27 protein-coding genes are annotated in these 22,162 nt (G+C 62.1%); 16 read left to right on the top strand and 11 right to left on the bottom strand.

Annotated elements, in window-relative coordinates; all coding sequences use genetic code 11:
• The first annotated feature begins 5 nt into the window (after window positions 1-5).
• Together AB4061_RS24390 and AB4061_RS24385 are read left to right on the top strand one after the other, a co-directional pair.
• Window positions 6-1,520: a PepSY domain-containing protein gene (locus AB4061_RS24390; protein WP_441638301.1), complete on the top strand. Its 1,515-nt coding sequence runs from the start codon at window positions 6-8 to the stop codon at window positions 1,518-1,520.
• Between the two features lie 53 nt (window positions 1,521-1,573).
• Window positions 1,574-2,632 carry a HoxN/HupN/NixA family nickel/cobalt transporter gene (locus AB4061_RS24385; protein ID WP_441638299.1) on the top strand — a complete coding sequence of 353 codons (1,059 nt, stop codon included), beginning with the start codon at window positions 1,574-1,576 and terminating at the stop codon, window positions 2,630-2,632.
• Window positions 2,633-2,680: 48 nt separating this feature from the next.
• Here the strand turns inward: AB4061_RS24385 and AB4061_RS24380 are convergent, their stop codons facing one another.
• The 3 genes from AB4061_RS24380 to AB4061_RS24370 all read right to left on the bottom strand — a co-directional run bounded on the left by AB4061_RS24380 (window position 2,681) and on the right by AB4061_RS24370 (window position 4,727).
• Complete coding sequence (locus AB4061_RS24380; protein WP_441638297.1) at window positions 2,681-3,220, bottom strand: TlpA disulfide reductase family protein; 540 nt, start codon at window positions 3,218-3,220, stop codon at window positions 2,681-2,683.
• Window positions 3,210-4,253 carry a transporter gene (locus AB4061_RS24375; RefSeq protein ID WP_441638295.1) on the bottom strand — a complete coding sequence of 348 codons (1,044 nt, stop codon included), beginning with the start codon at window positions 4,251-4,253 and terminating at the stop codon, window positions 3,210-3,212. Before AB4061_RS24375 ends, AB4061_RS24380 begins: the two co-directional genes overlap by 11 nt.
• A gap of 90 nt (window positions 4,254-4,343) precedes the next feature.
• Complete coding sequence (locus AB4061_RS24370; protein WP_441638293.1) at window positions 4,344-4,727, bottom strand: DUF2946 family protein; 384 nt, start codon at window positions 4,725-4,727, stop codon at window positions 4,344-4,346.
• 395 nt (window positions 4,728-5,122) lie between these two features.
• On the opposite strand from AB4061_RS24370, the gene copC reads away from it, so the two are divergent.
• Window positions 5,123-5,494 carry a copper homeostasis periplasmic binding protein CopC gene (gene copC / locus AB4061_RS24365; protein ID WP_441638291.1) on the top strand — a complete coding sequence of 124 codons (372 nt, stop codon included), beginning with the start codon at window positions 5,123-5,125 and terminating at the stop codon, window positions 5,492-5,494.
• Window positions 5,494-6,363 (top strand): copper resistance D family protein, encoded by an 870-nt coding sequence (locus tag AB4061_RS24360; protein WP_441638289.1) that lies wholly within the window; start codon window positions 5,494-5,496, stop codon window positions 6,361-6,363. Before copC ends, AB4061_RS24360 begins: the two co-directional genes overlap by 1 nt.
• A gap of 210 nt (window positions 6,364-6,573) precedes the next feature.
• On the opposite strand, the gene AB4061_RS24355 is transcribed toward AB4061_RS24360, so the two are convergent.
• The 3 genes from AB4061_RS24355 to AB4061_RS24345 all read right to left on the bottom strand — a co-directional run bounded on the left by AB4061_RS24355 (window position 6,574) and on the right by AB4061_RS24345 (window position 9,263).
• Window positions 6,574-7,155, bottom strand: coding sequence for a histidine phosphatase family protein (locus AB4061_RS24355; RefSeq protein WP_441638287.1), 582 nt, complete (start codon window positions 7,153-7,155; stop codon window positions 6,574-6,576).
• Between the two features lie 366 nt (window positions 7,156-7,521).
• Window positions 7,522-8,373: an SDR family oxidoreductase gene (locus AB4061_RS24350; RefSeq protein ID WP_441638284.1), complete on the bottom strand. Its 852-nt coding sequence runs from the start codon at window positions 8,371-8,373 to the stop codon at window positions 7,522-7,524.
• Window positions 8,374-8,522: 149 nt separating this feature from the next.
• Complete coding sequence (locus AB4061_RS24345) at window positions 8,523-9,263, bottom strand: SDR family oxidoreductase (protein ID WP_441638282.1); 741 nt, start codon at window positions 9,261-9,263, stop codon at window positions 8,523-8,525.
• A gap of 280 nt (window positions 9,264-9,543) precedes the next feature.
• Here AB4061_RS24345 and AB4061_RS24340 point away from each other — a divergent pair, with 280 nt between their 5' ends.
• Window positions 9,544-10,437: an AraC family transcriptional regulator N-terminal domain-containing protein gene (locus AB4061_RS24340; RefSeq protein ID WP_441638359.1), complete on the top strand. Its 894-nt coding sequence runs from the start codon at window positions 9,544-9,546 to the stop codon at window positions 10,435-10,437.
• Here AB4061_RS24340 and AB4061_RS24335 read toward each other — a convergent pair.
• A complete protein-coding gene (locus tag AB4061_RS24335; protein ID WP_441638280.1) occupies window positions 10,421-10,828 on the bottom strand; it encodes a hypothetical protein in 408 nt (135 codons plus the stop codon). The two genes, AB4061_RS24340 and AB4061_RS24335, sit on opposite strands and share 17 nt — an antisense overlap.
• A gap of 394 nt (window positions 10,829-11,222) precedes the next feature.
• Here AB4061_RS24335 and AB4061_RS24330 point away from each other — a divergent pair, with 394 nt between their 5' ends.
• The 10 genes from AB4061_RS24330 (at window position 11,223) to AB4061_RS24285 (ending at window position 18,243) form a co-directional block, all read left to right on the top strand.
• On the top strand, window positions 11,223-11,690 hold the full coding sequence (locus tag AB4061_RS24330; RefSeq protein ID WP_441638278.1) for an ester cyclase: 468 nt from the start codon (window positions 11,223-11,225) through the stop codon (window positions 11,688-11,690).
• 457 nt (window positions 11,691-12,147) lie between these two features.
• A complete protein-coding gene (locus AB4061_RS24325; protein ID WP_441638276.1) occupies window positions 12,148-12,840 on the top strand; it encodes a 2OG-Fe(II) oxygenase in 693 nt (230 codons plus the stop codon).
• Complete coding sequence (locus AB4061_RS24320) at window positions 12,837-13,103, top strand: hypothetical protein (RefSeq protein WP_441638274.1); 267 nt, start codon at window positions 12,837-12,839, stop codon at window positions 13,101-13,103. Before AB4061_RS24325 ends, AB4061_RS24320 begins: the two co-directional genes overlap by 4 nt.
• A gap of 22 nt (window positions 13,104-13,125) precedes the next feature.
• A complete protein-coding gene (locus AB4061_RS24315; RefSeq protein WP_441638272.1) occupies window positions 13,126-13,326 on the top strand; it encodes a hypothetical protein in 201 nt (66 codons plus the stop codon).
• 52 nt (window positions 13,327-13,378) lie between these two features.
• Window positions 13,379-13,930 carry a methylated-DNA--[protein]-cysteine S-methyltransferase gene (locus tag AB4061_RS24310; RefSeq protein WP_441638270.1) on the top strand — a complete coding sequence of 184 codons (552 nt, stop codon included), beginning with the start codon at window positions 13,379-13,381 and terminating at the stop codon, window positions 13,928-13,930.
• A gap of 2 nt (window positions 13,931-13,932) precedes the next feature.
• On the top strand, window positions 13,933-14,577 hold the full coding sequence (locus tag AB4061_RS24305; RefSeq protein ID WP_441638268.1) for a DNA-3-methyladenine glycosylase family protein: 645 nt from the start codon (window positions 13,933-13,935) through the stop codon (window positions 14,575-14,577).
• Window positions 14,578-14,663: 86 nt separating this feature from the next.
• Window positions 14,664-15,728 (top strand): bifunctional DNA-binding transcriptional regulator/O6-methylguanine-DNA methyltransferase Ada, encoded by a 1,065-nt coding sequence (gene ada / locus AB4061_RS24300; RefSeq protein ID WP_441638266.1) that lies wholly within the window; start codon window positions 14,664-14,666, stop codon window positions 15,726-15,728.
• Between the two features lie 12 nt (window positions 15,729-15,740).
• The gene (locus AB4061_RS24295; protein WP_441638264.1) at window positions 15,741-16,448 is read left to right on the top strand and encodes a 2OG-Fe(II) oxygenase; all 708 of its coding nucleotides are present in this window, start codon (window positions 15,741-15,743) and stop codon (window positions 16,446-16,448) included.
• Window positions 16,449-16,469: 21 nt separating this feature from the next.
• Complete coding sequence (locus tag AB4061_RS24290; RefSeq protein ID WP_441638263.1) at window positions 16,470-16,775, top strand: metal-binding protein; 306 nt, start codon at window positions 16,470-16,472, stop codon at window positions 16,773-16,775.
• Window positions 16,776-17,394: 619 nt separating this feature from the next.
• Window positions 17,395-18,243 carry a DUF3626 domain-containing protein gene (locus AB4061_RS24285; protein ID WP_441638261.1) on the top strand — a complete coding sequence of 283 codons (849 nt, stop codon included), beginning with the start codon at window positions 17,395-17,397 and terminating at the stop codon, window positions 18,241-18,243.
• A 205-nt stretch (window positions 18,244-18,448) separates the two neighbouring features.
• Here AB4061_RS24285 and AB4061_RS24280 read toward each other — a convergent pair whose 3' ends face one another.
• The gene (locus AB4061_RS24280; protein ID WP_441638259.1) at window positions 18,449-18,742 is read right to left on the bottom strand and encodes a DUF1330 domain-containing protein; all 294 of its coding nucleotides are present in this window, start codon (window positions 18,740-18,742) and stop codon (window positions 18,449-18,451) included.
• Window positions 18,743-18,807: 65 nt separating this feature from the next.
• Between AB4061_RS24280 and AB4061_RS24275 the strand changes: the two genes are divergently transcribed.
• Window positions 18,808-19,260 (top strand): MarR family winged helix-turn-helix transcriptional regulator, encoded by a 453-nt coding sequence (locus AB4061_RS24275; protein WP_441638257.1) that lies wholly within the window; start codon window positions 18,808-18,810, stop codon window positions 19,258-19,260.
• Between the two features lie 215 nt (window positions 19,261-19,475).
• Here the strand turns inward: AB4061_RS24275 and AB4061_RS24270 are convergent, their stop codons facing one another.
• From AB4061_RS24270 to AB4061_RS24260, 3 genes are all read right to left on the bottom strand, one after another.
• The gene (locus tag AB4061_RS24270; RefSeq protein WP_441638255.1) at window positions 19,476-20,471 is read right to left on the bottom strand and encodes a hypothetical protein; all 996 of its coding nucleotides are present in this window, start codon (window positions 20,469-20,471) and stop codon (window positions 19,476-19,478) included.
• Between the two features lie 391 nt (window positions 20,472-20,862).
• A complete protein-coding gene (locus tag AB4061_RS24265) occupies window positions 20,863-21,369 on the bottom strand; it encodes a GNAT family N-acetyltransferase (RefSeq protein WP_441638253.1) in 507 nt (168 codons plus the stop codon).
• A gap of 155 nt (window positions 21,370-21,524) precedes the next feature.
• Window positions 21,525-22,001: a vWA domain-containing protein gene (locus AB4061_RS24260; RefSeq protein ID WP_441638251.1), complete on the bottom strand. Its 477-nt coding sequence runs from the start codon at window positions 21,999-22,001 to the stop codon at window positions 21,525-21,527.
• Window positions 22,002-22,162 lie beyond the last annotated feature (161 nt).

The raw sequence follows: 22,162 nt of genomic DNA, 5'->3' as shown, positions 1-22,162 counted from the left end.
CCGGCATGGCAAGCACACCCCTGTCCTGGCGTGAAGCGTGCTGGCGCTTCACGCGCCGCTGGCTCTACCTGGTGCACCGCTGGGCCGGGATCGCGGGCTGCCTGCTGATCGCCATGTGGTTTCTCTCGGGATTGGTCATGATGTACGTGGCCTTTCCCGCGCTAACCGACGCCGAGCGCCACGCGGGGCTCCCGCCGCTGGACCTGCCCGGGGTAAGGATCACGCCGGATGCCGCGATGGCCAGCGCGGGCCTCACCCGCTTTCCGCGCAGCCTGCGCCTGGAGATGATGGGCGCGCACCCGGTCTACCGGATGATCGACTGGAACGGCAAGCCTTACACCGTCTCCGCCCGCGACGCGGCGCGCATCGAGCAGGTGGATGCCGTCGCCGCGCAAGCTATCGCCCGCCGTTTCTCCGGTGCGGCGGGCGCGCGCTGGGTGGAAACCGCGGAGCGCGACCAGTGGACCGTGCCCAACGGGCTCAATCCCTGGCGGCCGCTGCATCGCATTGCGCTGGACGATGCGGCCGGCTCCGAGCTGTACGTGTCTGCCAGGACCGGCGAGGTGATGCGCGACACGAGCCGCGCCGAACGGTTCTGGAACTGGCTCGGCTCGGTGCCGCACTGGCTGTACTTCACGCCGGTGCGGGCCGACCCGCCGCTATGGCGGCAGGTCGTGCTGTGGACCTCCGGCGTGTGCATTGCCGTGGCCGTCAGCGGCGTCTGGATAGGCTGGCTGCGGCTGCGCGTGCGCCGCCGGTTTGCGCATGGCAGCGCCCGCGGCACCTCGCCCTATCACGGCTGGATGGCCTGGCACCATATCGCCGGGCTGGCCGCATCGCTGTTCCTRCTGGCGTGGCTGGCCAGCGGCTGGCTGTCGGTCAACCCCAACCAGTGGTTTGCGGGGCGGGCGTTTGCGCAGCCAGCGCTGGAACGCTACGCCGGGGCAACCCTGCCGCACTTCCCCGCCGGCGATGGCGCGACGCTGGCGGGTCTGCTGTCCAACACCGCCGTGCCCCCAAGGGAAATCAAGCTGGCCTGGCAGGCCGGCGTGCCGGTCATGCTGGTGGCGACCGCGGCCACGACGCAAGCCTATCGCGCCGACACCGGCGCGCCGCTGGCGCTCACGGCCGCGGCACTGGCCCAGGCAGCCGCGCGGCTGATGCCGGACGCCACCGTCGCCGGCCACGACCTGCTGCACGAGGATGACGCCTACTGGTACAGCCACCACCAGCCGCGCAAGCTGCCGGTGCTGCGCGTGCGCTTTGACGACGATGGCGCGACGTGGGCGTACATCGACCCGGACACCGGCAACCTGCTGGGCCGCAGCGACCGCAGCCGCCGCGCCTACCGATGGCTGTTCCATGCCGCGCACAGCTGGGACTTTGGCTGGCTAGTGCGCCATCGCCCAGCCTGGGACGCAACGGTCTGGTTGCTTTCGGTTGCCGGGCTGGTAGTCTGCGTCAGTGGCGTGGTGATTGGCTGGCGCAGGTTGTTTCGCGGGCGCCGCCGGCGGGCATGAGTCCCGGCCTGGCGTCCATCCACTCAGAATCCCCGATCTTTCACGGACCGCTCATGTTCCGCTTTCTAGCCAGCATCTTCAACGACCAAGACGCCGACGTGCGCCGCAAGGTCATTGCGCTCTATGTCTTCCTGATCGCCGCCAACGTGGGGGCATGGCTGTGGGCACTGGCAGCGTTCCGCGACCACCCCATGCTGCTGGCGTCCGCCGTGCTGGCCTACACGCTCGGTCTGCGCCACGCCGTTGACGCCGACCATATCGCCGCCATCGACAACGTCACGCGCAAGCTGATGCAGGAAGGCAAGCGTCCGGTGACGGTCGGCTTCTTCTTCTCGCTCGGCCACTCCACCGTGGTCACGCTGATGTCGATCGGCATCGCGGTTGCCGCCGCCGCGCTGCAAACACGCTTCGCCGACATGAAAGCCGTGGGCGGCATGATTGGCACCAGCGTCTCCGCGCTGTTCCTGTTCCTGCTGGCCTTCTTCAACCTGCTGATCCTGATCTCCGTGTGGCGTGCCTTCCGCGCGGTCAAGCGCGGCGAAGCGCTCAAGGAGCAGGACCTGGACCTGCTGCTGAACAACCGCGGCGTGCTCTCGCGGCTGTTCCGCCCGCTGTTCCGGCTGGCCAGCCGCAGTTGGCATCTGTTCCCGATGGGGCTGCTGTTTGGCCTCGGCTTCGACACCGCGACCGAGGTCGCGCTGTTCGGCCTGTCCGCCGCTGAAGCCGCCAAGGGCGTACCCTTCTGGACCATCATGGTGTTCCCCGCGCTGTTCACCGCCGGCATGTCGCTGGTGGACACCACCGACGGCATCCTGATGCTGGGCGCCTACGGCTGGGCCTTCACCAAGCCGATCCGCAAGCTCTACTACAACATGACCATCACGCTGGTCTCGGTGGTGGTCGCGGTCGTCATCGGCGGCATCGAAGCACTCGGGCTGATCGCCGACAAGCTCGGGCTCGAAGGCGGGCTGTGGGACGTGATCGGCGCGCTAAACGCGCATTTCGGCATGCTCGGCTATGTGATCATCGGCGTGTTCGTGCTGAGCTGGCTGATCTCGATGGTGGTGTACCGGGTGCGGCGTTATGACGAGATCGAGGTGAGGATGGGGTGAAGGTATGGTGGGACGGATAACCGCTTGGCGCTAATCTCGATCAGACAGCTACCGCTTCAGCAAAGGCGTGACGACCTGCTCCAGCCGCTCGGCTGTCCAGGCCGGGCTGGCATCATCCCAGCCGTTATCGGCGAGGATCCCCGCGCGGTCGATGGTGAAGTTCACTGGAAGGCGCCAGACCCGGCCGTAGCCACCCGCGTAGGCACTACCCAGCAGCCCTACCGGAAAGGCGAGGCTGGCAGCCATCTTGCGCACATCGGCGAGCGAGTCCGGCGTGTCCAGGCTGAAGCCGAGCACGGTCAGCCCTTCGCGGGCGTGCGCCGCCGCATAGGCCGACAAGACAGGAAGCTCTGTGTGGCACGGGCCGCACCACGTCGCCCAGAACGTGAGTACGACTACCTGGCCATGCAGGTCCCGCGTATCGATGGTACGCCCGTCGAGCGTGCGCAGCGCCAGCGGTGGCGCAGGCCGCCCCACCGCCAGGCTCTCCGCGCTCGCCGATGCGTGCCAGCCAGCAAGCGATGGTCCGCAGGCAAGAGCGGCGGCCTTCCGGATCCAGTCGCGACGAGACGAGAGATCAGAACGCATAGGACACCCCCAAGTTGCCAGTCCAGCGAGGGAAGAGCTGATATCCCTGAAGATTGCTATAGATTGCCTTCTGCACAAAGGCGTACACGCGCACGTGCTCGCTCACCGCGACGGTGACCCCGGGGCTCAGGTAGAGCACGCTACCTCCAGTACTGATGGTATCGGCGAGTGCACCCTGGTCTGCGCTCTTGCGAGTGAAATTGAACTGTAGTTGGGGCACCACCTTTGGGTTGGCTACGTAGCGCAGGCCGGTGCTCACGGTCAGGAGATTGCCGGGACGATAGTCCGCATTGAAGTCGTGCAGGCGTTGCATCACCGCCGCCTGGAATTGGCCGTTGATGAACGCATCGAAATTCTGGCTGACCGGCTGGTAATAGTACGCGCCAAGAATCAGGTCGGTGCTGCCGGTACCGGGCTGCAGGCTGGCGTCGAGCGCCTGGCCAGCAGCCGCATTCGGGCCTGACGAGAAGAACACCGGGCGGCGGCCCACGGTGGCGCCGGTGGCGACATTCTGGCCTCCGTAGGCGCCCGTGGGCAGCTTCACGCCAAGTTGCACACCCAGGTTTCGGGTGGGCAGGAATCCCTGGTAGGTGCCAATGAGCTTGATATCGCCCAGGCCACTGGCGGTCACACCACTCACGTTGTCCGGCGTGAGCTGGTCGGAAGTCGCATTGCCGTACGTGGTGTGACTGCGGTCAATGATGGGAACAATAGTGCTAAAGCTCCAACTACTATTCGGGCTGTAGCTCAGTCCCAGGTTGTAGTAACGGTTGATTGTCTGCTTCTCCACCTCCTGGCCGCCGCCAGCGTCGTTGATTGCGGCAGCCTGCGTGGCGGGGACGGATCCTGTCCCATGGCGCAGTTGGTTCTGGTTGATGAAGCTGTAGTCGAAGCTGATGCGCCAGCCCGGCATTGTGGAGTAGCCCATGGCGGCATCGGCGCTGAGTGAGCAGCCGCAGGTGGCACAGGCGAACGCAAACGAGGGAAGCAGCAAGGCGGCACCCGCGGTGCCGGCGCGAAGGATCGGATTCATGGTGTTCAGGGCGATACGGGGGCGGACCGGTAGTCCGCCCGTGGCATGGGCGCGCGCCCGTACAGCGCGCGGGCGATCAGGCGAAGCCGATCATGCCAAGGGCGGCGCTCGGGCCGTCGCGCGAAGAATGCCCGGAGGCCGATAGGCATCCGGCTGTAACACCGGCCGCACAAGGCCAAGTTGTCTCAGGTAAGGCTGAAAGACAAAGGGCACGTGCGGCATTGCAACAGTGCTGGCGAGATCCGCGCAGACCAGGCAGCAGAGGGAATCGTCGAGGCTCTGGTGACTGCCAGGGGCGTCCTGATCGAGGGACGTTTGATCGTCTACCGAGACGACACGTATGCCGCTCGCACTGCAGATCGAGTGATCTACCATACCCCCGGCCGCTTGCCCGTGGGCCATCGGCGGCCATGGCGAGTGCAACGCCATGCCCAGCAGCGCGAGCCAGAAGACGAGCCGATGGGTGAAGGACATGTTGCGCCGCGAAAATGGGTGGCTGATTATAGTGGCGAGCCGCCGCCTGAAAGGACGCTTTGGGCTTGATCCAGCTAGACCGGGGTGTGACACCGAGTCGCACCCACTGCCGCCGGATCGGCATTTGCGCCGGATGTCATCGCAAACGGCCCCCTGTCCATTCATGTAGTCAGCTTACGCCGCATCTCCCCGCACTCTGTACGCTATGCCACTCTCTTCTAAGAAGCCAGCACGACGTCGCCCGTCGCCGGCGCTTGGGGCGTCGCGGTCAGCTGTGAACCGGCGCGATGAGATGGCTTCGTGTCCTAGGTCTGCTTTCGCACATACCGTGAGGGCTACTTGTGCGGGCCGTGCGATAGAATCGACCGGCTGAAGATTGTATTTCGAGATTCCCCATGTCGATTCAACGCTTGTTCTCCCCCATCCGGATCACCGCAGGCGCCATCGCCCTGCTGTACGCCGCTGCCGCATGGTCGCACACGCATCTCCAGCAGCAAGCGCCCGCGGCCGATTCAACGCAGGCCGCGCCGCAGGAGGTGCGGCTCGATTTCTCCGAGCCTCTGGAAGGCCCACTCAGCAAGATCGAAGTGACGGATGGTGCCGGCAAGCAGGTCACGGCCAACAAGGCGGCCTTCGACGCGGTCGCCCCAAAAACGCTGCGCGTGCCGCTCGACAAGCTGGCTCCCGGCAACTACACGGTCAATTGGAACGTGGTCTCCATCGATGGACACCGCACCAAGGGTCGCTATCGCTTCACGGTGGAGTAATGGAAGACCCCGCAACCGCCTTGAGTTGGTGGCTAGGCGGTGGCGTGTCGGTGGTGCTTGCCGCCACACTCGGCGTCTGGTCGCTGTCGCCGGCATTGCCTCCCGACTCGGCGCAGCGTTGGATGCGAAGCTGCCTGTTGCTATTGGCGTGCGTCTTCCTGGCTTACCTGCCGGCTTTTGCGCTGGCGCTGGCGGATGAGCCGGCCGGTGAACTCTTCCCCACGGTCTGGCTCGTGCTGCGGCATACACATAACGGCGCCATGTGGTTGCTCGGCGCCGTCGCCTTGATCGCGGCCGGTATTGCCAGTTCAGGAGAATCGGCGGGACCGCCGGGGCGTTGGCCGCGTGGCGCCATGGCTGCCAGCCTGACGCTGTTCGTGGGCGCACGCGCCGCTACGGGTCATGCGGCCGAGGCTGGCACCTTCAGTGCGGCGGTACTCGTACATGTTGTCCACATTGCCGCTGGCTGCACATGGGCAGGGTGCGTGATGGTCTCCCAGGCCATACTACTGCGCCGGCCTGAAGCCAATGTGTTATGGCAGACGGCCTTCCTGCAACGGCTGTCGCAGGTCGCCGCGCTGGCTCTGACCCTGGTTGTCGTGAGTGGCCTATTCAACGTATGGCGAATACTGGACGCAGCGCAAGTCTCATTCGGCGCCTATGAGCAACGATTGACGGTCAAACTGACTGTCGTGGGACTAGCCGCGGCCTTGGGCGCGTGGAACCGTTGGATTGCATTACCCCGCCTGCTACAGGGCGATGCGTCCGCCCGAAAACCGTTCGCGCTTAGCCTGTCTGCCGAGGCTGTTCTGCTGATGCTGGTCCTTCTACTTGCGGCTAGGCTTGGCTCGACCATGCCATCCATGTAGTCGATGAGATGCCCATGCGGGAGCCGACGAACGTGTCCTGCGCCGCCGCCTGGCCTACGAACAGGCCGAAGCACAACGAAACGCGATCGCCAGCAACTTGCCCACCGCCGGGCGGCGTCGTGGTCGACACCGCCGCGAGGCTATGGCTGTCCCGGTACAACCCACCGCGGTCGGACGTTTGTCACGAAAGCGGCCGTTCAATGAGAGCGATTAGCGGGCAGCATTGTTATCTTGTTGGAAGTGAAAAACAGTGTGTTCCCAATACTTTCTGGGCGACTTTCCCGAACACAGCCACCCAATTTTTTTGAGATATCTGGCAATGAACCAGTTTAGTGAGCCGTGCCCAACAAACAACACAGCACCGTGAGTGGAAGCCATCTCGACCAGATGCTCGGCACAGCGGAAAGCTCTCTCTCTAGCCGCTTTGAATGGCTCTACATTTTCTGAATATCCGAATGCCCAGGCAAGCCGAAAAAATACCGACCACAGTGGTAGCGAGAGTTTCGGGATGCGCCACGCTGCATGGGGCATCTCCATCTCCCGGAACATGGAGTCACAAACACCTATACGCTTGACACCCAGAAGTTTCGCAGACTCCAACGAGCGCACCAGGTTGCTGCACACGGTAAATGCGCATTGATCGGCTTGCTCAATTGCGATCTGTGGAGGTGGGTACTTCGTATCGATACCGACGGCATTGTATTTCTCAACCCAAACGCCGAACTCTGCTGCATTCAGTTTGCTTTTCTTGTCGATTTGAGGCTTTCCATGCCTCATCAGAACGATTTTCAACCAAGATCTCCCGCTACGGTAACTACCCTCTGGCACGCGAATCTAGGCGAGGATCAGTTAACAGGCCGCTTGTAGCCGTTCCACTCCAAATAAGCCCTCGCGCTCGTCCGTCGATTATCGACGATCCAGGCAACTACGTCGAACGTCTCAAACTGGCGGCGCCTGCCAGATCCACGTGAAACTGGTGGGACTCGACCCAAAGGGGCGCCTGGGACGACGTGCATGCAGGGCTGAAGCGCCATTGCAGGCAGCCACCCAGGGTTGGACGCATGAAGGGCCAACTTCATGGGGCAGGCCCGGCGGATCTCAGGCGATGCCTGCGGCGAAGGGGTACCCCAGCAACAATGCCGGGATAACCTCTTCCGGCTACTCGATGAAATCGGTGGCTTCAGAGGAACCCTTCCACGCGTCGAGGTCCTTCCCCACCGCCTCGGCCTTGCCTGCCGCGAGCTCGTTCGCGATCTTGCCCGCAAACAGGTGCAATGGCGGCGATTCGACGCTCGCGGCCTGGATGATCAGCAGCGCCAGCTTGTCCGGGTCTCCGGCCTGGCGGCCATGCAGGGTGCCGAGATGCAAGTCGAGCGAAGCCCTGGCCGCCGTGTTGTACTGGTCAATCTGGCGCCTGGCTACCGCCAGCGCGCCGCTTGACAGAAAGTCGGTGCGCACCGGCCCCGGATAGACCACCGTCGCGTGGATGCCGAATTCGGCGACTTCCGCAGCCAGCGATTCCGTCAAGCCGGCCAGCGCGAACTTGCTCGCCACGTAGCTGCTCCAGCCGGCGTAGCCGCCTTGGTAGCCGACAATGGACGCAATGTTGATGACGTGACCGCCCCGCTGCTCGCGAAGATGCGGCAAGGCGTGCCGCAGCACGAGCAGCGGGGCAAAGAGGTTGACCTCGAAGTTCTGGCGAATCTCCTCGTCGGACAGCGCCTCGATGGTCCCTTGCTGCGCATAGCCGGCGTTGTTCACAATCACGTCGATCGAGCCAAACCTCTGTACGGTGCGCTCGATCGCATTATGGACGCTATGGTCGTCGGTCAGATCCACCTCAAGGAGGAGGAGTTTGTCGGATGCGTCACCGACCGCCTGTGCCAGTGAGCCGACAGTACGGGACGTTGCTGCCACGCGATGACCCTGTGCTAGCAGGTGCCTGACGAGCTTTTGACCGACGCCTTTCGATGCGCCGGTGACAAACCAGGTGCGGGATGCTGGATTCATGATGATGCTCCTGTTGGGCTATTGATCAATGCGCCCGACGATAGCGACCTTGCCTGCGAAGGCGCCGGTTGCTTCATTGCGTGACGTCATGATGCTCTCCTTGATAGGCTTGCGCGATGGGTTCCATGCGTTCCATGCGTTCCATGCGTTCAGAAGGGGCTGGCTGTCGGACGCACGACGATCTCGCTCACGTCCACATCCGCTGGCTGCTCCACCGCGTACGCGATGGCACGGGCAATCGCACCTGGGGTGATGGCGATGCGGCGGAATTCCTGCATCGCCGTGCGTGCGGTGTCGTCGGTGATCGAGTCCGCGAGTTCGGACTCCACGACACCCGGGCAGACGACGGTTACGCGGATCTTGTCCGTCTCCTGACGCAGTCCATCGGAAATGGCGCGCACCGCGAACTTGGTGGCGCAATAGACGGCTGCGGTCGGCGATACGGACAAGCCACCGATCGACGAGATATTGATGATCTGGCCTTGACCCTGCTGCTCCATCGTCGGTAGAACGGCCGCGATACCATGCAGCACGCCGCGGATATTTACGTCGATCATCTGGTTCCACTCAGCCACCTTCAGCGCATTCAACGGCGAGAGCGGCATCACGCCAGCGTTATTGATCAGTACGTCGATGCGGCCGAAGGCATCGAGCGCGAAGCGCGCAAATGCCGCAACGTCGTCCGCCGAGCTGACGTCGAGCGCGCGATAGCGAACCGTGCCGCCAGCCGATTGCAGTGATTCGGTCAGTTCGATCAGCCGGTCAGTGCGTCGCGCACCCACGACGAGGCGGTGACCTTGCGCGGCGAGCAATCGGGCGACACCTTCCCCAATGCCACTGCTGGCCCCGGTGATGAGGATGACCTTCGATTCGGTGGATGGAATTGCCATCTTGCATACTCCTATTGTCGGTTCGGATTTGGAGGCATCTAGCGGCGACTGCCGCGCGAGACCCCTTGCCAGGAGCGGCCGCCAGGAAATGAATACGGTTTCGTCGGCCGGTGAATGAATGGTAGAGAAGGCCGGCGCCGGGGCGAATACACGGATCGATGGCGTTCTTGCCTATTTCTATCAATCCGTACGACGGGCACGGAGCCAGGGGCTAGAATGGCAACCATCGCAAGACAAGGAGAAAGCGGTGTCGAAGGTCCGCTATCCTGCTTCCATCCCGATGGTCCGTCTGCTTGAGCGGCTGGCGCCCAATGAGGGCTACACCCAATCGGCGCTCGACAGCGTGCGGCTGRTGCGCTCCGACCGCCCGCTCGGGCGTACGCCAGTGCTGTATGAGCCAAGCATCGTGATTGTCTGTCAGGGGCGCAAGCTCGGCTTCCTCGGCGACGGGGTCTATGTCTACGATGCGCAGCACTATCTCGTGCTATCTGTGCCGCTGCCATTCTCGACAGAGACGCAGGCCACGCCAGAGGAGCCCATGCTCGCAGTGTCCATTCGCCTGGACCTGATTGAACTCAGCGAGTTGATCACGCAGATCGGGGCCGCCGGGCTTCATCCCGAGTCGCATCCGACCGGCATCGTCTCCACGCGGCTTGACGCGGACCTTGCCAACGCCACGATACGATTACTTGAGGCGTTGACGGCACCGCTGGACGCGCAGGTCCTGGGGCCTGCCATCGTGCGTGAGATCTGCTATCGCGTGCTGACGGGCGAGCAAGGCAGCGCCATGCGCGCAGCGCTTGCCCATCATGGCCGCTTTGGACGCGTGGCGCGGGCACTCAAGCGGATTCATGCCGACTATGCCCAGCCGCTCAACGTCGCGGGCCTTGCCGAGGAAGCGGGCATGAGCGTGCCGGCATTTCATGCCAACTTCCGCACGGTGACGCAGACATCCCCGATCCAGTACATCAAGTCCACCCGCCTTCATCAGGCCCGGTTGCTGATGATCCGCGACGGCGTGACGGCAGCGGCGGCGGCGGGACGCGTGGGCTATGAAAGCGCATCCCAGTTCAGCCGCGAGTTCAAGCGCCTGTTTGGCCGTACCCCGATCGAGGAGGTGCGCGACATGCGCGAGTCGTTCACGCTCTCGCCGGCGGTTAGCTTCGGCATTTAGGAACTGGCCCGCCAGGCGACAAGGCGCCAGGTGTTGCGAACCCCATTTCGCCGCGCGGCTCCGATGCTGGCATCGGGTGCGAACCCGATTTGGTGGTCGCCGGCAGCAGTGCCACGCACGCCAGCGGATCGTTCAACCGCGAGCAATGTTCGATTGCTTCGATCGTCGCCCGCCGAATGCAATCGGTGGGCAGGCCACGATTTGAGGCGGCCATTGCGGCGGCTCTGCCCATTCGAGTCGCTTGAGCGTTTCGAGCCAGCAGCGCCTCGACATCCATCCGATAGTGCCGTCCAAACTGCAGATACTTCTGCTTGAGTCGCGCCGACTGATCCCGAAGCCAAATGTCGCCAAGGTCTGCATAGGCGTCTGGCTGCACTTCATTGATGGGCATGACAGACTCCTTGCTTGAGGACATAGCGGGTGGATACCGGACACGTGGAACCAAGACATGTCGCGACCGGCTCGCAATGAAGAGTAGGCAGCCTGTCCTGGCCGCGCTCTCCGCTTCTTGCGATTGAATCCAATACGCCTGTCTGTCCCGCACGTGCGAAGGCTTGCGCGCCAATGGAATCCACGACGCGACACTGGAGCGGCTAGCCACTCTAGTGCGCACCGCTCGCACAGACGATGAGGTACCGTCACTGGCCTGGACGGTGCGTCGATCTTCGGATTGGTTTGCGCAGCAAGAATCGGAGTTTTGAACAAGGCGGGGATGCCTATGCTCTTGCTCAGGGCATCGAATGGTTTCGATGACCCTTCCCGAAACTAACTGTGAGGACCTTTCCATGAGCAAAGAAGAGCAGAACAAGGCCGTCGTCGGTCGCTGGTTCACGGAATTCTGGGGCAAGAATGTCAATCTGGCGGTGATCGATGAGATTGCCGCCCCGAACATGCGGCTCAAGTATTCGCTGCACGAGCCTCGCCGTGGTCGCGAGGATATCAAGGCCTTCATGACCGGCTTTCGTGCCGCGTTCCCCGATCTCAACTTCTGGGGCACGGCTGAGCTGATCGCCGAAGGCGACTATGTCGTCGGCCAGTGGGAAGGTGGCGGCATCCACACGGGCCCGGCATTTGATGACTTCCTGATTGGCGGTTTGCCTGCCGCATCTGGCCGCAAGATGCACTTCACCGGCACTACCGTGCTGAGGGTGATCGACGGCAGGATCGTGGAAGAACTGGGCCTGGACGACGGTGTGGCTGCGCTGACCCAGCTCGGCCTGATCAAGGAGGCCACCATTCATGGCGGCGGCTGATCTCCAGCAATCAGGAGAAGTGGCGCGACGCCGCTATGGCGGCGCGCCACGCTTCTTCATTGCGCACCTCAGATCCACGTTGCGTGATTTCAGAATGCCTGAGCAGGAAACCGGGCGCGCCGGATAGGATGAGGCTGCGGATTCCTGTCATCGCCAGATACCCCGGCTGGTAAGTCGCGCCGCCAAAGAATTCAACCGCAAAGATCGGAGTTTCTCAGGGGGCGTGAATGCCTACACTTACGACACCCTAAAGCCGACGCGAGCGATTTGCCATGAGAGTTCGTTCCTTTCCCACGTTCAAGTACAACTTCCGTGCCCCGAGAACCCGGGTAGAGGGCCCTATTCGATTCGCCGTCGGCCAGACTTTGCCGGGTATGGTTCTCGTTGGACGAAGCCAGCGGGGCATCTGCGCCCTCTTCCGCGCGCAATGAGGGCCATTGCGGAGCGCTATAGCCCCATGGAGAGCTTGACTTGCGACTGGATGGACATGGAGCGTTCGCTTGATGCCCATGGAAATGCCGTCCTGCCTGGCCTGCTGGCTGCGGAGCAATGCGATGAGCTCGCGGCACTGTACTCGAGGGAGGAAGGCTTTCGCGCTCGGATCGTCATGGCTCGCCACGGATTCGGGCGGGGTGAATACAAGTACTTCACATACCCGTTGCCACCGCTGCTCAATTGGCTGCGGCATGCACTGTATCCCCAACTCGTGCCGATCGCCAACCGCTGGAACCGGCAGTTGGGAATCGACACGCAATACCCGGATGAGCTGGATGTATTCCTCGACCGATGTCACCAGTCCGGGCAGACGCGGCCGACGCCGCTAATCCTCCAGTATGGCGAAGGTGACTACAACTGCCTGCATCAGGATCTCTACGGCGAGCACGTTTTCCCGTTGCAGGTGGCAATTCTCTTGTCGGAACCTGGCAGGGACTTCGCCGGTGGCGAGTTCGTCATGACGGAGTTTTCGGCCAAAAGGCAACGCGCCGATGTCGTCGCGCTGCGCCAGGGCGATGCGGTGGTATTCACCGTCAATCAGCGGCCAGCGACGGGGTTGCGCGGCATCAAGAAAGTGGCGATGCGGCATGGCGTCAGCCGCATCCGCAGCGGCAAGCGGCATACGGTGGGGCTTATCTTCCACGATTCAAGGTGAACATGGAGTCGTTTGAGCGCTTCGAGGCAAGTGGCAAACGCCTGCGCCTGGGTTCAGGCGATTTTGTGCTGCGCGGATTCGCGCTGCCGTATGCGAGCGAGTTGATACCCGCCATTTCTGACATCGCGGCCATGTCGCCATTTCGGCACATGGTGACGCCTGAAGGCTTCGCCGTGTCGGTTGCGCTGACGAACTGCGGGATGAGCATCGGAATTCAAGAGCAAGAGTCGGAGTTTTTTCCCGCGATGACACAACTAGAGTAGCTGCAGCCGCCAAGGCGCCCCCATGCACTCGATATTCATAGAACCGACGAACGAACAGGCCGATGCGCGCCGCCAGATTGAGGCCTATTGCCAGTCGTTGGTGGACGTTGGTACAGCGCAATGGCGGGTCGGCGATACCGGCGATACCGGCGCTATCGAGCTGCACATGGAAAGCGGCGAGGCCTACTTGTTTGGCGATTGGGGCGTTACCCGCCTGAGATGAGCAGATCGGCCACCCCAAGTGAGCCACCGATTCATTCAACAAGGAGTGCATCATGCGAATGTTCCTGAGCTATCTGGAGTCGCCGCTGGGCGGCCTACTGCTCGTCACCGATGCGCGGCAGATCGTACGCGGGCTCGATTTTGCCGACCACAAGGCGCGCCAGCATCGCAGCTTGCGCGACCACTATGGCAGTGTCGAGCTGGTTGAAGTTCCGGCCCCTTCCGAGATCGCAGAAGCCTTGGCCCGCTATTTTTCGGGTGAATCAGGCGCGCTGGATGCCCTGCGGACTGAGACCGCTGGTTCTCAGCTTCAGCGCCGGGTCTGGGCCGCGCTGCGCCGCATTCCGGCCGGCAAGACCACGACCTACGGCAAGCTGGCGAAGGATCTGGGCTTCGACGATCCGCGCGCGGCCATCGATATCGGTGCAGCCAATGGCGCCAATCCGATCGCCATCATCGTACCGTGTCATCGGGTCATCGCCAGCAATGGCGACCTCAAGGGTTACGCATGGGGGGTGCCCCGTAAACGCTGGCTACTGGAACACGAGAGGGCAATCGCGCCAGAGCGTCCCGAACCACAGACTGCCATGCTGCCGGGGATCTGATCTTGGCCGATACCATTGCAGCGGACTTGTCTGCGCGCGCGTACGAACAGGCCTCTCAGTACTTGTCCGGCCTGGATGCAGATTGGGCACGCCATATCGCCATTGTTGGCCCATGCCGACATGAGGCCAAACCTGGGCGCGAGCCCTACGAAGCCTTGGTGCGCGCCATCGCCTACCAGCAGTTGCACGCCAAGGCCGGCGATGCGATTCTTGCGCGACTGCTGGCGCTCTATCCGGCAGCCTCCTTCCCATCGCCGGCACAACTCCTGTCGACCGATCCCGAGTCACAGCGTGCGTGCGGCTTCTCGGCCACCAAGCTGGCCACCCTACGTGGCATCGCGCAGGCTGCGGTGGACGGAATCGTGCCCAGTCTCGATGAAGCTCGGCGCCTTCCTGACGCCGCGCTGATCGAGCGCTTGGTCTGCCTGCGTGGCGTGGGGCGCTGGACCGTCGAAATGTTCCTGATCTACTCATTGGAGCGCTCAGACATCCTGCCTGCGGACGACTTCGGCGTGCGCGAGGGCTACCGGCGCCTGAAGGGCTTCGAGCAGGCGCCGACACCTCGGCAGATGCGCGAGATCGGCGGGGCCTGGAGTCCCTGGCGGACTATCGCGGCCTGGTACTTGTGGCGACTGCCGCCCAAATGATGAAATTCATTCGCAAGAATCGGAGTTCTTGCGAATGAATTCCTGCCTATCCTGTCTCTGTGATTGACGATTCCAGGACTGTCGCCATGAATACGACCCATGTTTACGAAACCGAGGATACCCGTTGGGAGGCTGTGCAGGCACGGGATGTCGCGGCCGATGGGCACTTCGTCTATGCCGTGCGCACCACGGGTGTGTACTGTCAGCCTAGCTCTACGGCACGCTTACCCAAGCGTGAAAACGTGGAGTTCTTCGACTCGGCAAAAGCTGCCGAAGCGGCGGGCTACCGCCCCAGCCGCCGCGCACGTGGCGACCAGACCAGCGCGGCAGCCGAGCGCGCCGCGCTGGTGGAGCATGCCTGCCGCCTGATCGAGGCGTCTGAGACACCGCCCCAGCTCGACGACCTGGCAGCCGAAATCGGCATGAGCCCGTTCCACTTCCACCGTCTGTTCAAGGCCGAAACGGGCCTCACCCCCAAGGCCTACAGTTCGGCCTATCGTGCCCGCAAGTTGAGGGAGGAATTGAGCACACCCAACGCTTCGGTCACCAACGCGATTTATGGCGCCGGCTTCAACTCCAATAGCCGATTCTACGAAGCCTCCGACCATCTGCTGGGCATGCGGGCGCGAGACTACCTGGCAGGCGGCACCGGGGCGGTCATTCGATTCGCGGTGGGACAGTGCTCGCTAGGTGCCATTCTGGTCGCGCAGAGCCAGCGCGGCATTTGCGCCATTCTGTTGGGCGATGACCCGGATGCGCTGGTGCGTGACCTGCAGGACCAGTTCCGCAAGGCTAGGCTGATCGGCGGCGATGCTGAGTTCGAGCAATTGATCGCCCAGGTTGTTGGATTCATCGAGGCACCGGCTATCGGTCTGCACTTACCGTTGGACGTACAGGGCACGGCCTTCCAGGAGCGCGTCTGGCGGGTTCTGCGCGAGATTCCGCCGGGCACGACCGTGAGCTACGCGGAGATCGCCGAGCGCATCGGCGCTCCCAAGGCCGTGCGTGCCGTAGCGCAGGCCTGTGCTGCGAACCACATTGCCGTGGCCATTCCATGCCACCGCGTCGTGCGGCGCGATGGCGATATCGCCGGCTACCGCTGGGGCGTGGATCGGAAGCGCGAATTGCTCCAACGCGAAGCTCAAACCTGAAAAGATGCTGCCATGACGCAATTCTCCGATGCGCTCGATCAACTGGATTGGTTTGCCATATATGGCCACCTGGAGGCAGACGGCTACGCCGTGATTCCGGGACTGCTTGCAGCCGATCGGGCGCGCGAGCTGGCGCGGCGGACCGATCTCGACGGAAAGACTCGCCGAATGCCATTGGCGACCACCGAACTCGGGCAAGGTGATCTGTTCTATTTCGATCAGAACTTACCAGACCCGTGGCAGTCGCTGTGCGAAGCGTTTTATCCCAAGCTCGCGGCAATTGCCAACGCGTGGAACGAGCGACTGGACATAACTTACCGCTATCCAGAGGAATTGGCGGCGTTCCTCCAGCAATGCAGCGCGGCGGGACAGAAGCGCGGCCAGTCTTACTTGAGCCGGCTGAGTGCCGGAGACTACGTCGCGTTACACCAACGCAGCGATGCAGAGCACGTATTCCCGATGCAAGTGGTTGCCTTGCTTACGACACCGGGCGACGACTTCCTCGGAGGCGAGTTTGTCATGACGGAGCAGCGCCCACGCATGCAATCACGGCCACTGGTCGTTCCGCTCAAACTTGGCGATGTGGCCATTATCACGACAGCTCAGCGCCCGTTCAAAGGCACGCGTGGCGACTATCGGGTCAACCTCAAGCACGCGATCAGTCGCGTCCGGCAGGGTGAACGCATCGGCGTGGAACTCACGTTCCATCATGTTGTGTGAGCCTGGATGGTGGATCGGACCATGACCGAATCCAGAACCTGGACGCTGATCGGACGGGACGGCAAGCCCTATGAGAGTTCGGTGCCAGGCACACTCGGTGGCCATCGAGGCGGGCGGATCTACGGCAGATTGGATTGTCGAGCGGCCCTGCAGTCCATCGCCCGCGGGGGCTATATCAAACAGCGAGTCTTCTTTCTCGACGAGTCGATCGCTATCGCCGCCTGCTTCCGGCCATGTGCGGTTTGCATGCCTGACCGATACGCTGCCTGGAAGAGGACGCAAGCTACCGGAAGCCGCCCTACATCACGAAATCGAGTGCAGTCATGACCGCAGAAACGCAAGTCAACACAGCCTTGGAGAAGGCCTCGGGAGGAGAACTCTTGAAACCGCAGTCCCTGGCCGACAAGCTGGCGATGGTGCGACAATCTCGGTCGGTGCGTATGAGAATGGCCAGAGGATTCCATAGCGACCAAGTGAAGACACGGGTCGATCCCGCCAGGGGCGGCAGCAAGCCTGCTTCATGATGGTTCCCAGCGCACTGATGACTGGGACGGGGCAAACCGGCTGCCTTTGCCGTCGGCGGTGGCGTACGTCAGTCCGCCGCTCGGGGCAGGAGCTCTCGCCTGCCCGTCCGTCGTGCATGCCTGGCCGCCGCAATCGGCTTCACGGAATTCACGACCTCAGGTGTCCGCGTATCGGTGCGGATCAGTCATTGATTAATCATGGGCTGACCGAGCGAAATTGGCCGGGAAGGGATCTCGGTCATCGGGCAGCCGGTCGTCGCTTCCCGACTCAATTCGGACGTCCACACCTTACGTTTAGAGTGTCTGTTTTAGAATGCACAAACAAAGGCTGTACCCAAGGCAGCAATAGCCGAATGACTGACTAACAAGTCGGGGCAGCCGTAGGGTCGCTTCCTGCAAATGTTCAGGTTCAGTTTCGACTCATGACAGACACTTCTATCAAACAAGTTGTGCAGCATATCCGGGAACGATCGGTTGGTCTGCCGCTGCGTGAATTGACGAGCGTTACGCTGAACTTTCATCCAGACACGGCAGTCGATGGGATAACGACCATCGAAGCCATTGCACGCGACGGCATATACCGGTCGCAGTTCGAAACGGGTTCGAGTAATGGCGGTATAACCGCTTATCCGGGCGGCGACCGCTGGAATTGGGAGAGCCGCATATTCGGTGGGGCCTACGATCAGGCAGATATGGCGCTACGTCCGAAATACGGAGCGCTGAACTACCGAGCCGAACCTGTAGGAGGCTCCCCGCGTTTCGGTTCGTGCCATCTTCGATTGCGTCCTCACGTGCTTTCCCGAACGACATTTTGTTACCCTGACAGTGTCCAAAACCCAATGGATTTTGGTGTTAGCGATCGCATGTCACTGATCGAGTTGGCAAAGGCGAACGTCTCAAATCTGGATGATGTACTCGACAACTATATCGAAGCGCATGTGCACGGGAAACTACAGGTCAACGCGGATGTCGAGGCGATTGTACTGGACCCCTGCTATCGTGATACCGCCGTCGAACGAGCGGCTCTCACGCTCGGATGCATACTTGAGTGGCACGACGGATTCCGATTGTCTCTCGACCACCTTGGCAGCTGCGCACAATTTCGCAGTCCAACTGTCGCCGAAGCGATTTCGAGGATCAGCGCCAATGGCGTTGTCACTCCCCTGGAGATAGGTACCGCCCGGGATGTCGTGCTTGACTATCAAATGGCCAAGTGGGTCTGGCACTGCGTTGCCCGATTTGGCCGGACTGCGAGCGCAAGTGACTGCTGATGGGAATATTCAAACGTTGGTGTTTTTCATGACGTCTGCGTGTTGGTTTCCCCATCCCAACTCCGTGTAGCTCCCTATTTCAGACATTCGTGCGGGCAGTCGCGACTGGCTTGTTTTGGCCGGGAAGGGACCTCGGCAATCAGCCAGCCAGCCAGCCGCCGCTTCTGCTCCATTGCGGACCGTCACGCCTTCCGAAAGCGGTCACTCACGAGTGCATTTCGACTATGAACATGCGCGCTTGCTGGGCTTCCCGACGTTCGGCCTTGATCGGCGCATACCTCTCGGAATTGTAGAAGGCTACCGCTTGGGCGAGAGTCGGAAACTCGAACACGCCGGCCATCGGCAGCGGCACCTCATCCCCTTCTAGAATCTGCGCAACAGGACCGAAATGTAGAATCCGCCCGCCCGCCTCTTTTAGCGCCGCCTGAAAGCGCGGAGCGAGCGCGGCCTGCTTGGCTGAGTCGATGACGCGTAGATTGACGTGTACGTATGCCGGCATTGTGCCTCCTCTCAATAATGCATATACACTATTATGCTACGATGGGGGTTGTCAAGGAGGTAGACGTGAACGGTTTTGATCCAGAATCTTTGAAGGGCGTCGAAGCAGAGTGTCCGGGCTTCCAGGCTCGTGCAACGGCGCGTGCACTCACGCGATATTACAATGCCTGCTTCAAGCCGCTCGGGCTGACGGCCGAGCAATTCAGCCTCTTGGTTGGGATCGGTGCGGCCGAGGGGGCGACGCTCGTCGAGCTTGCGGATAGGGCCGGGGTCGATCCGACTACCCTCAGCCGAAATGTTCAGAATCTGGAGAGCCGAGATTTGGTTCGCGCTGAAGGCGGACGTGGCCGCGCTGGAAAGCGGCTAGCTCTGACGACATCCGGGCGTCGACTCGTGGTCGATGCGTTCCCGGTGTGGAATTGGGCCAAAGCGGAACTCGCCCGTCGCATGGGCGACGAAGAACTTTGTTCCGCAAGGCAGGCGATGGCGGAGCTGGCCGAGGCCGCAGAATCCTCATGACCTCGGCCCGCCGCTACCCAGTCGTCCCCTCCCGACCCATTGCAGCCGGTCAGGTTGCTCCGAAGCAGACACTCCGCAGCGTTGCTCGTGCTGGTAGGCATTGGCGTCTTTAGCATCACGCAATTATGAACAAAGGCCACCCTGTACCAGGGTGGCCTTTGTCAACAATCTGAATGGCCAGCTTGTGCTGGCCATTTTCCTTACATCTCACTCTGTTACTTCACGCTGGTCAGTTCCTGCGTGTAAGTCCTCAGGTAAGTCGGATCCGAGAAGCTGGTCGGATAGCCATAGGTATCTTGCCACTTCACAATACGACCCAACTCCGTCGACCACCATGTCTTGATGGTTTCGTTATAGGTCGTGAAGCCAGCCGGATCGTTCGAGTTGGCGTACGAGATCACATAGCTGATACGCAGTGCATTGAACGTACCGGCAGCCGTCGTAACTGACTCGATACCTTCGACATTGCCCACCACGCTGGCGTTTTCATGATAACCGGATACGCCGCCCACCAGGCAAGCGTATTGCCACGTGCTGTTCCACGTCTTGCCCACATACAGCGGGAAATCGTACAGGCCACGCTTGGGCGTATACGTGCAGACGTTGTTGGTCGCCGGGTAGGTCTGGGTCAGACGATTGCGGTCGCCATCTTGCGTGTAGTTGCGGAAAGCCGAGTTGTCGGCCAGATTCACGGCATTGATGGTGAACACGCCGTTGTTGACGGCCGAAGTCGTGTAGGCAATGTTTCTGACGTTGCTGGTGCCACCGATCGTTACCGAGGTTTCCTTGAACGTCGTTACCTCGCCGACCGTTGGCGCAATTGCCGAATAACGCGTCGATGCGGCAACCGCCAGCTTCAGCGTAAATACCTTGTTGGGATTGCTGGCGAGTGCCGCCGTCAGAACGATGCTGTCACCGTCCGGGCTGATCAGGTTGCCGGACCATACCGTGTCCGTCAGCGTCTGGTTGGTAACCGTCGTCTTGGTGCTGGTAATCACGGCTTGCCACTTGACCGGCTCGGTCGCCTGCAGCTTAATGAAGTCGCCCGACTTGATGTTGATGGACGCGGTCTGGCCTGCACCGACGCTCGTCGCTTGTGGAGCGCTGCCCGTAGCATTGATGCTCAGCGAGCTGCCACCACCGTCGTCACCACCGCCGCCGCAGGCGGCAAGAGACCCTGCCAGCAGGAGGCTGGCAAAAAACTTACTCATCGTTTTCATTATTGCCCTTCAATCTTATTGTTAATTTCTAGTGCGATGGATTTCTGACTCGAAATCTAAAGCATTGCAATTCTAGCTTTTTATGCAATAAGTCCGGGCAAATCGATAACCCAACTATTGTGGGGTTTTCTGGGGAGATGCAAATGGCCACCTCGATTCCCGCGGCCCACCCCAGACGTTCGCCCGCCTCGCACATCGAGACACAGTCACGCCTTGCGGCTAGCTGGAACGCAATCATTTGTCTTTGAGCGCGAGTGCCTGCTTTTGGGCCGACTCCGGTCGACAGAGGGGAGGGGTGCCAGTTGGCTCTTCCCGACCCGCCGCGACCCTTCGACTTCGCCCGAAGCGGCCACTCAAGCGCTCAGGGAACTCGCACCGAAGGTCAATCAACCGCGCGCCATTCCATTTTTTGGACTTTGACGCCGGGATGACTGGCCAAGGCCTCCCATTCCGGCAAGAAGACGAAACCCTGTCGACGATAGAGATTCGCGGCGCGAACGTTGTCCGGTGAAACGCTCAAGACGACCCTCCGGTGCCCCCTCTCAATCGCGCGGGTCTTGATTGCGTCAACCAAGCGTTCCGCGATTCCTTTTCCGCGGCACATAGGATGGACCCACATCGCAATCAGGTTGTATTCCTGCGTCGGGCCGACAGCGTCGCCAATAAGACCGACCGCTTGTTCTTGCTGCATGGCCAGCAGGAATTCTGGCCGCGTCTCGTGTGATGCGCGTTCGCGCCATTGCTGTTCGTTATATGCGGCTGCAGTAGCGTGACTCAGGCCGAACGCGGTTGGACTGTCCTGCAAGGAGGCGAGACGAATAGTCTTAAGGACTTCCCAGTCTTCTTCTGCAGTTGCACGGACCGTCACAGCGCTCAAATCCATAGTCATATCGGGTTCCTTGGTAGTTACATGGTGGTCTGGTTGGCGGTTTAGTGCGCCGAGGATAGCGCCGGTCGCCGAGACTTCCATTGCGCTATTTCAGATCCGAGGGGGAACGATGCGCTGGTCGTCCGGAGCCGAGGTTATGGTGACTTTGCGCAACATCACGCCATCAACGCATCTGCCACCAGATATTCTCCCTCCCACCCCTGCGCCAGCTGCCGGCAGCGCCCCAGCGCCACCGCCTGACGCTCGAAATCCACCACCATCACCGCATCGGCCCAATGCGGACGCGGTGGCTGCTCCATGCTGCGGCCGTCGCTGAGCACCCACAGCCAGCGCTGTTGCGCCGGGCGCCGGCGCGCGGCGTGGGCCAGCAGCTGGCCGGCGCGCTCCATGCCGAGTGCGAGCGGCGTGCTGCCGCCGCCGGCGATCGGGCGGATCCAGGCTTCGCTCCATGGGCGGGCGCGTGCCGGCTGCAGGCGGACTTCGGCGCGGCCGGCGGCGAAGCACACCAGCGCCACCTCGGCGCGCGCCTGGTAGGCGCGTTGCAGCAGGCGCAGCAGCACGCCCTTGGCCAGCGCGAGCTGGCTGCCGTGCAGCATCGAGGCCGAGCAATCGAGCACGAAGCAGTGCAGCACGCCGGCGTGGGCTTGCTGTGCGCGCCAGCGCAGATGGCTGGGCGCAAACGGCTGGCTGCCCTTAGCGGCCAGCGTGCGTGTCCAGTGGATGCGCGAGCTGCCCGGGCGGCCGTGCGGCGCGGCGAGCAGTGGGGCGAAACGAGGAGTAAAACGAGGGGCTT

It is taken from the genome of Cupriavidus sp. YAF13 (assembly GCF_052113425.1).
In the GTDB taxonomy this organism is placed as follows: domain Bacteria; phylum Pseudomonadota; class Gammaproteobacteria; order Burkholderiales; family Burkholderiaceae; genus Cupriavidus.
The sequence above is the reverse complement of the archived record's forward strand: the minus strand, read 5'-3'. Positions and strand labels throughout refer to the sequence as shown.

What these genes read in the sequence shown, in the direction of transcription:
- AB4061_RS24385 (WP_441638299.1), top strand. Translation starts at nt 1,574, where the DNA reads ATGTTCCGCTTTCTAGCCAGCATCTTCAACGACCAAGACGCCGACGTG.
- AB4061_RS24380 (WP_441638297.1), bottom strand. Translation starts at nt 3,220, where the DNA reads ATGCGTTCTGATCTCTCGTCTCGTCGCGACTGGATCCGGAAGGCCGCC.
- AB4061_RS24375 (WP_441638295.1), bottom strand. Translation starts at nt 4,253, where the DNA reads ATGAATCCGATCCTTCGCGCCGGCACCGCGGGTGCCGCCTTGCTGCTT.
- AB4061_RS24370 (WP_441638293.1), bottom strand. Translation starts at nt 4,727, where the DNA reads ATGTCCTTCACCCATCGGCTCGTCTTCTGGCTCGCGCTGCTGGGCATG.
- copC (WP_441638291.1), top strand. Translation starts at nt 5,123, where the DNA reads ATGTCGATTCAACGCTTGTTCTCCCCCATCCGGATCACCGCAGGCGCC.
- AB4061_RS24360 (WP_441638289.1), top strand. Translation starts at nt 5,494, where the DNA reads ATGGAAGACCCCGCAACCGCCTTGAGTTGGTGGCTAGGCGGTGGCGTG.
- AB4061_RS24350 (WP_441638284.1), bottom strand. Translation starts at nt 8,373, where the DNA reads ATGAATCCAGCATCCCGCACCTGGTTTGTCACCGGCGCATCGAAAGGC.
- AB4061_RS24345 (WP_441638282.1), bottom strand. Translation starts at nt 9,263, where the DNA reads ATGGCAATTCCATCCACCGAATCGAAGGTCATCCTCATCACCGGGGCC.
- AB4061_RS24335 (WP_441638280.1), bottom strand. Translation starts at nt 10,828, where the DNA reads ATGCCCATCAATGAAGTGCAGCCAGACGCCTATGCAGACCTTGGCGAC.
- AB4061_RS24330 (WP_441638278.1), top strand. Translation starts at nt 11,223, where the DNA reads ATGAGCAAAGAAGAGCAGAACAAGGCCGTCGTCGGTCGCTGGTTCACG.
- AB4061_RS24325 (WP_441638276.1), top strand. Translation starts at nt 12,148, where the DNA reads ATGGAGAGCTTGACTTGCGACTGGATGGACATGGAGCGTTCGCTTGAT.
- AB4061_RS24315 (WP_441638272.1), top strand. Translation starts at nt 13,126, where the DNA reads ATGCACTCGATATTCATAGAACCGACGAACGAACAGGCCGATGCGCGC.
- AB4061_RS24310 (WP_441638270.1), top strand. Translation starts at nt 13,379, where the DNA reads ATGCGAATGTTCCTGAGCTATCTGGAGTCGCCGCTGGGCGGCCTACTG.
- ada (WP_441638266.1), top strand. Translation starts at nt 14,664, where the DNA reads ATGAATACGACCCATGTTTACGAAACCGAGGATACCCGTTGGGAGGCT.
- AB4061_RS24295 (WP_441638264.1), top strand. Translation starts at nt 15,741, where the DNA reads ATGACGCAATTCTCCGATGCGCTCGATCAACTGGATTGGTTTGCCATA.
- AB4061_RS24290 (WP_441638263.1), top strand. Translation starts at nt 16,470, where the DNA reads ATGACCGAATCCAGAACCTGGACGCTGATCGGACGGGACGGCAAGCCC.
- AB4061_RS24285 (WP_441638261.1), top strand. Translation starts at nt 17,395, where the DNA reads ATGACAGACACTTCTATCAAACAAGTTGTGCAGCATATCCGGGAACGA.
- AB4061_RS24280 (WP_441638259.1), bottom strand. Translation starts at nt 18,742, where the DNA reads ATGCCGGCATACGTACACGTCAATCTACGCGTCATCGACTCAGCCAAG.
- AB4061_RS24270 (WP_441638255.1), bottom strand. Translation starts at nt 20,471, where the DNA reads ATGAGTAAGTTTTTTGCCAGCCTCCTGCTGGCAGGGTCTCTTGCCGCC.
- AB4061_RS24265 (WP_441638253.1), bottom strand. Translation starts at nt 21,369, where the DNA reads ATGACTATGGATTTGAGCGCTGTGACGGTCCGTGCAACTGCAGAAGAA.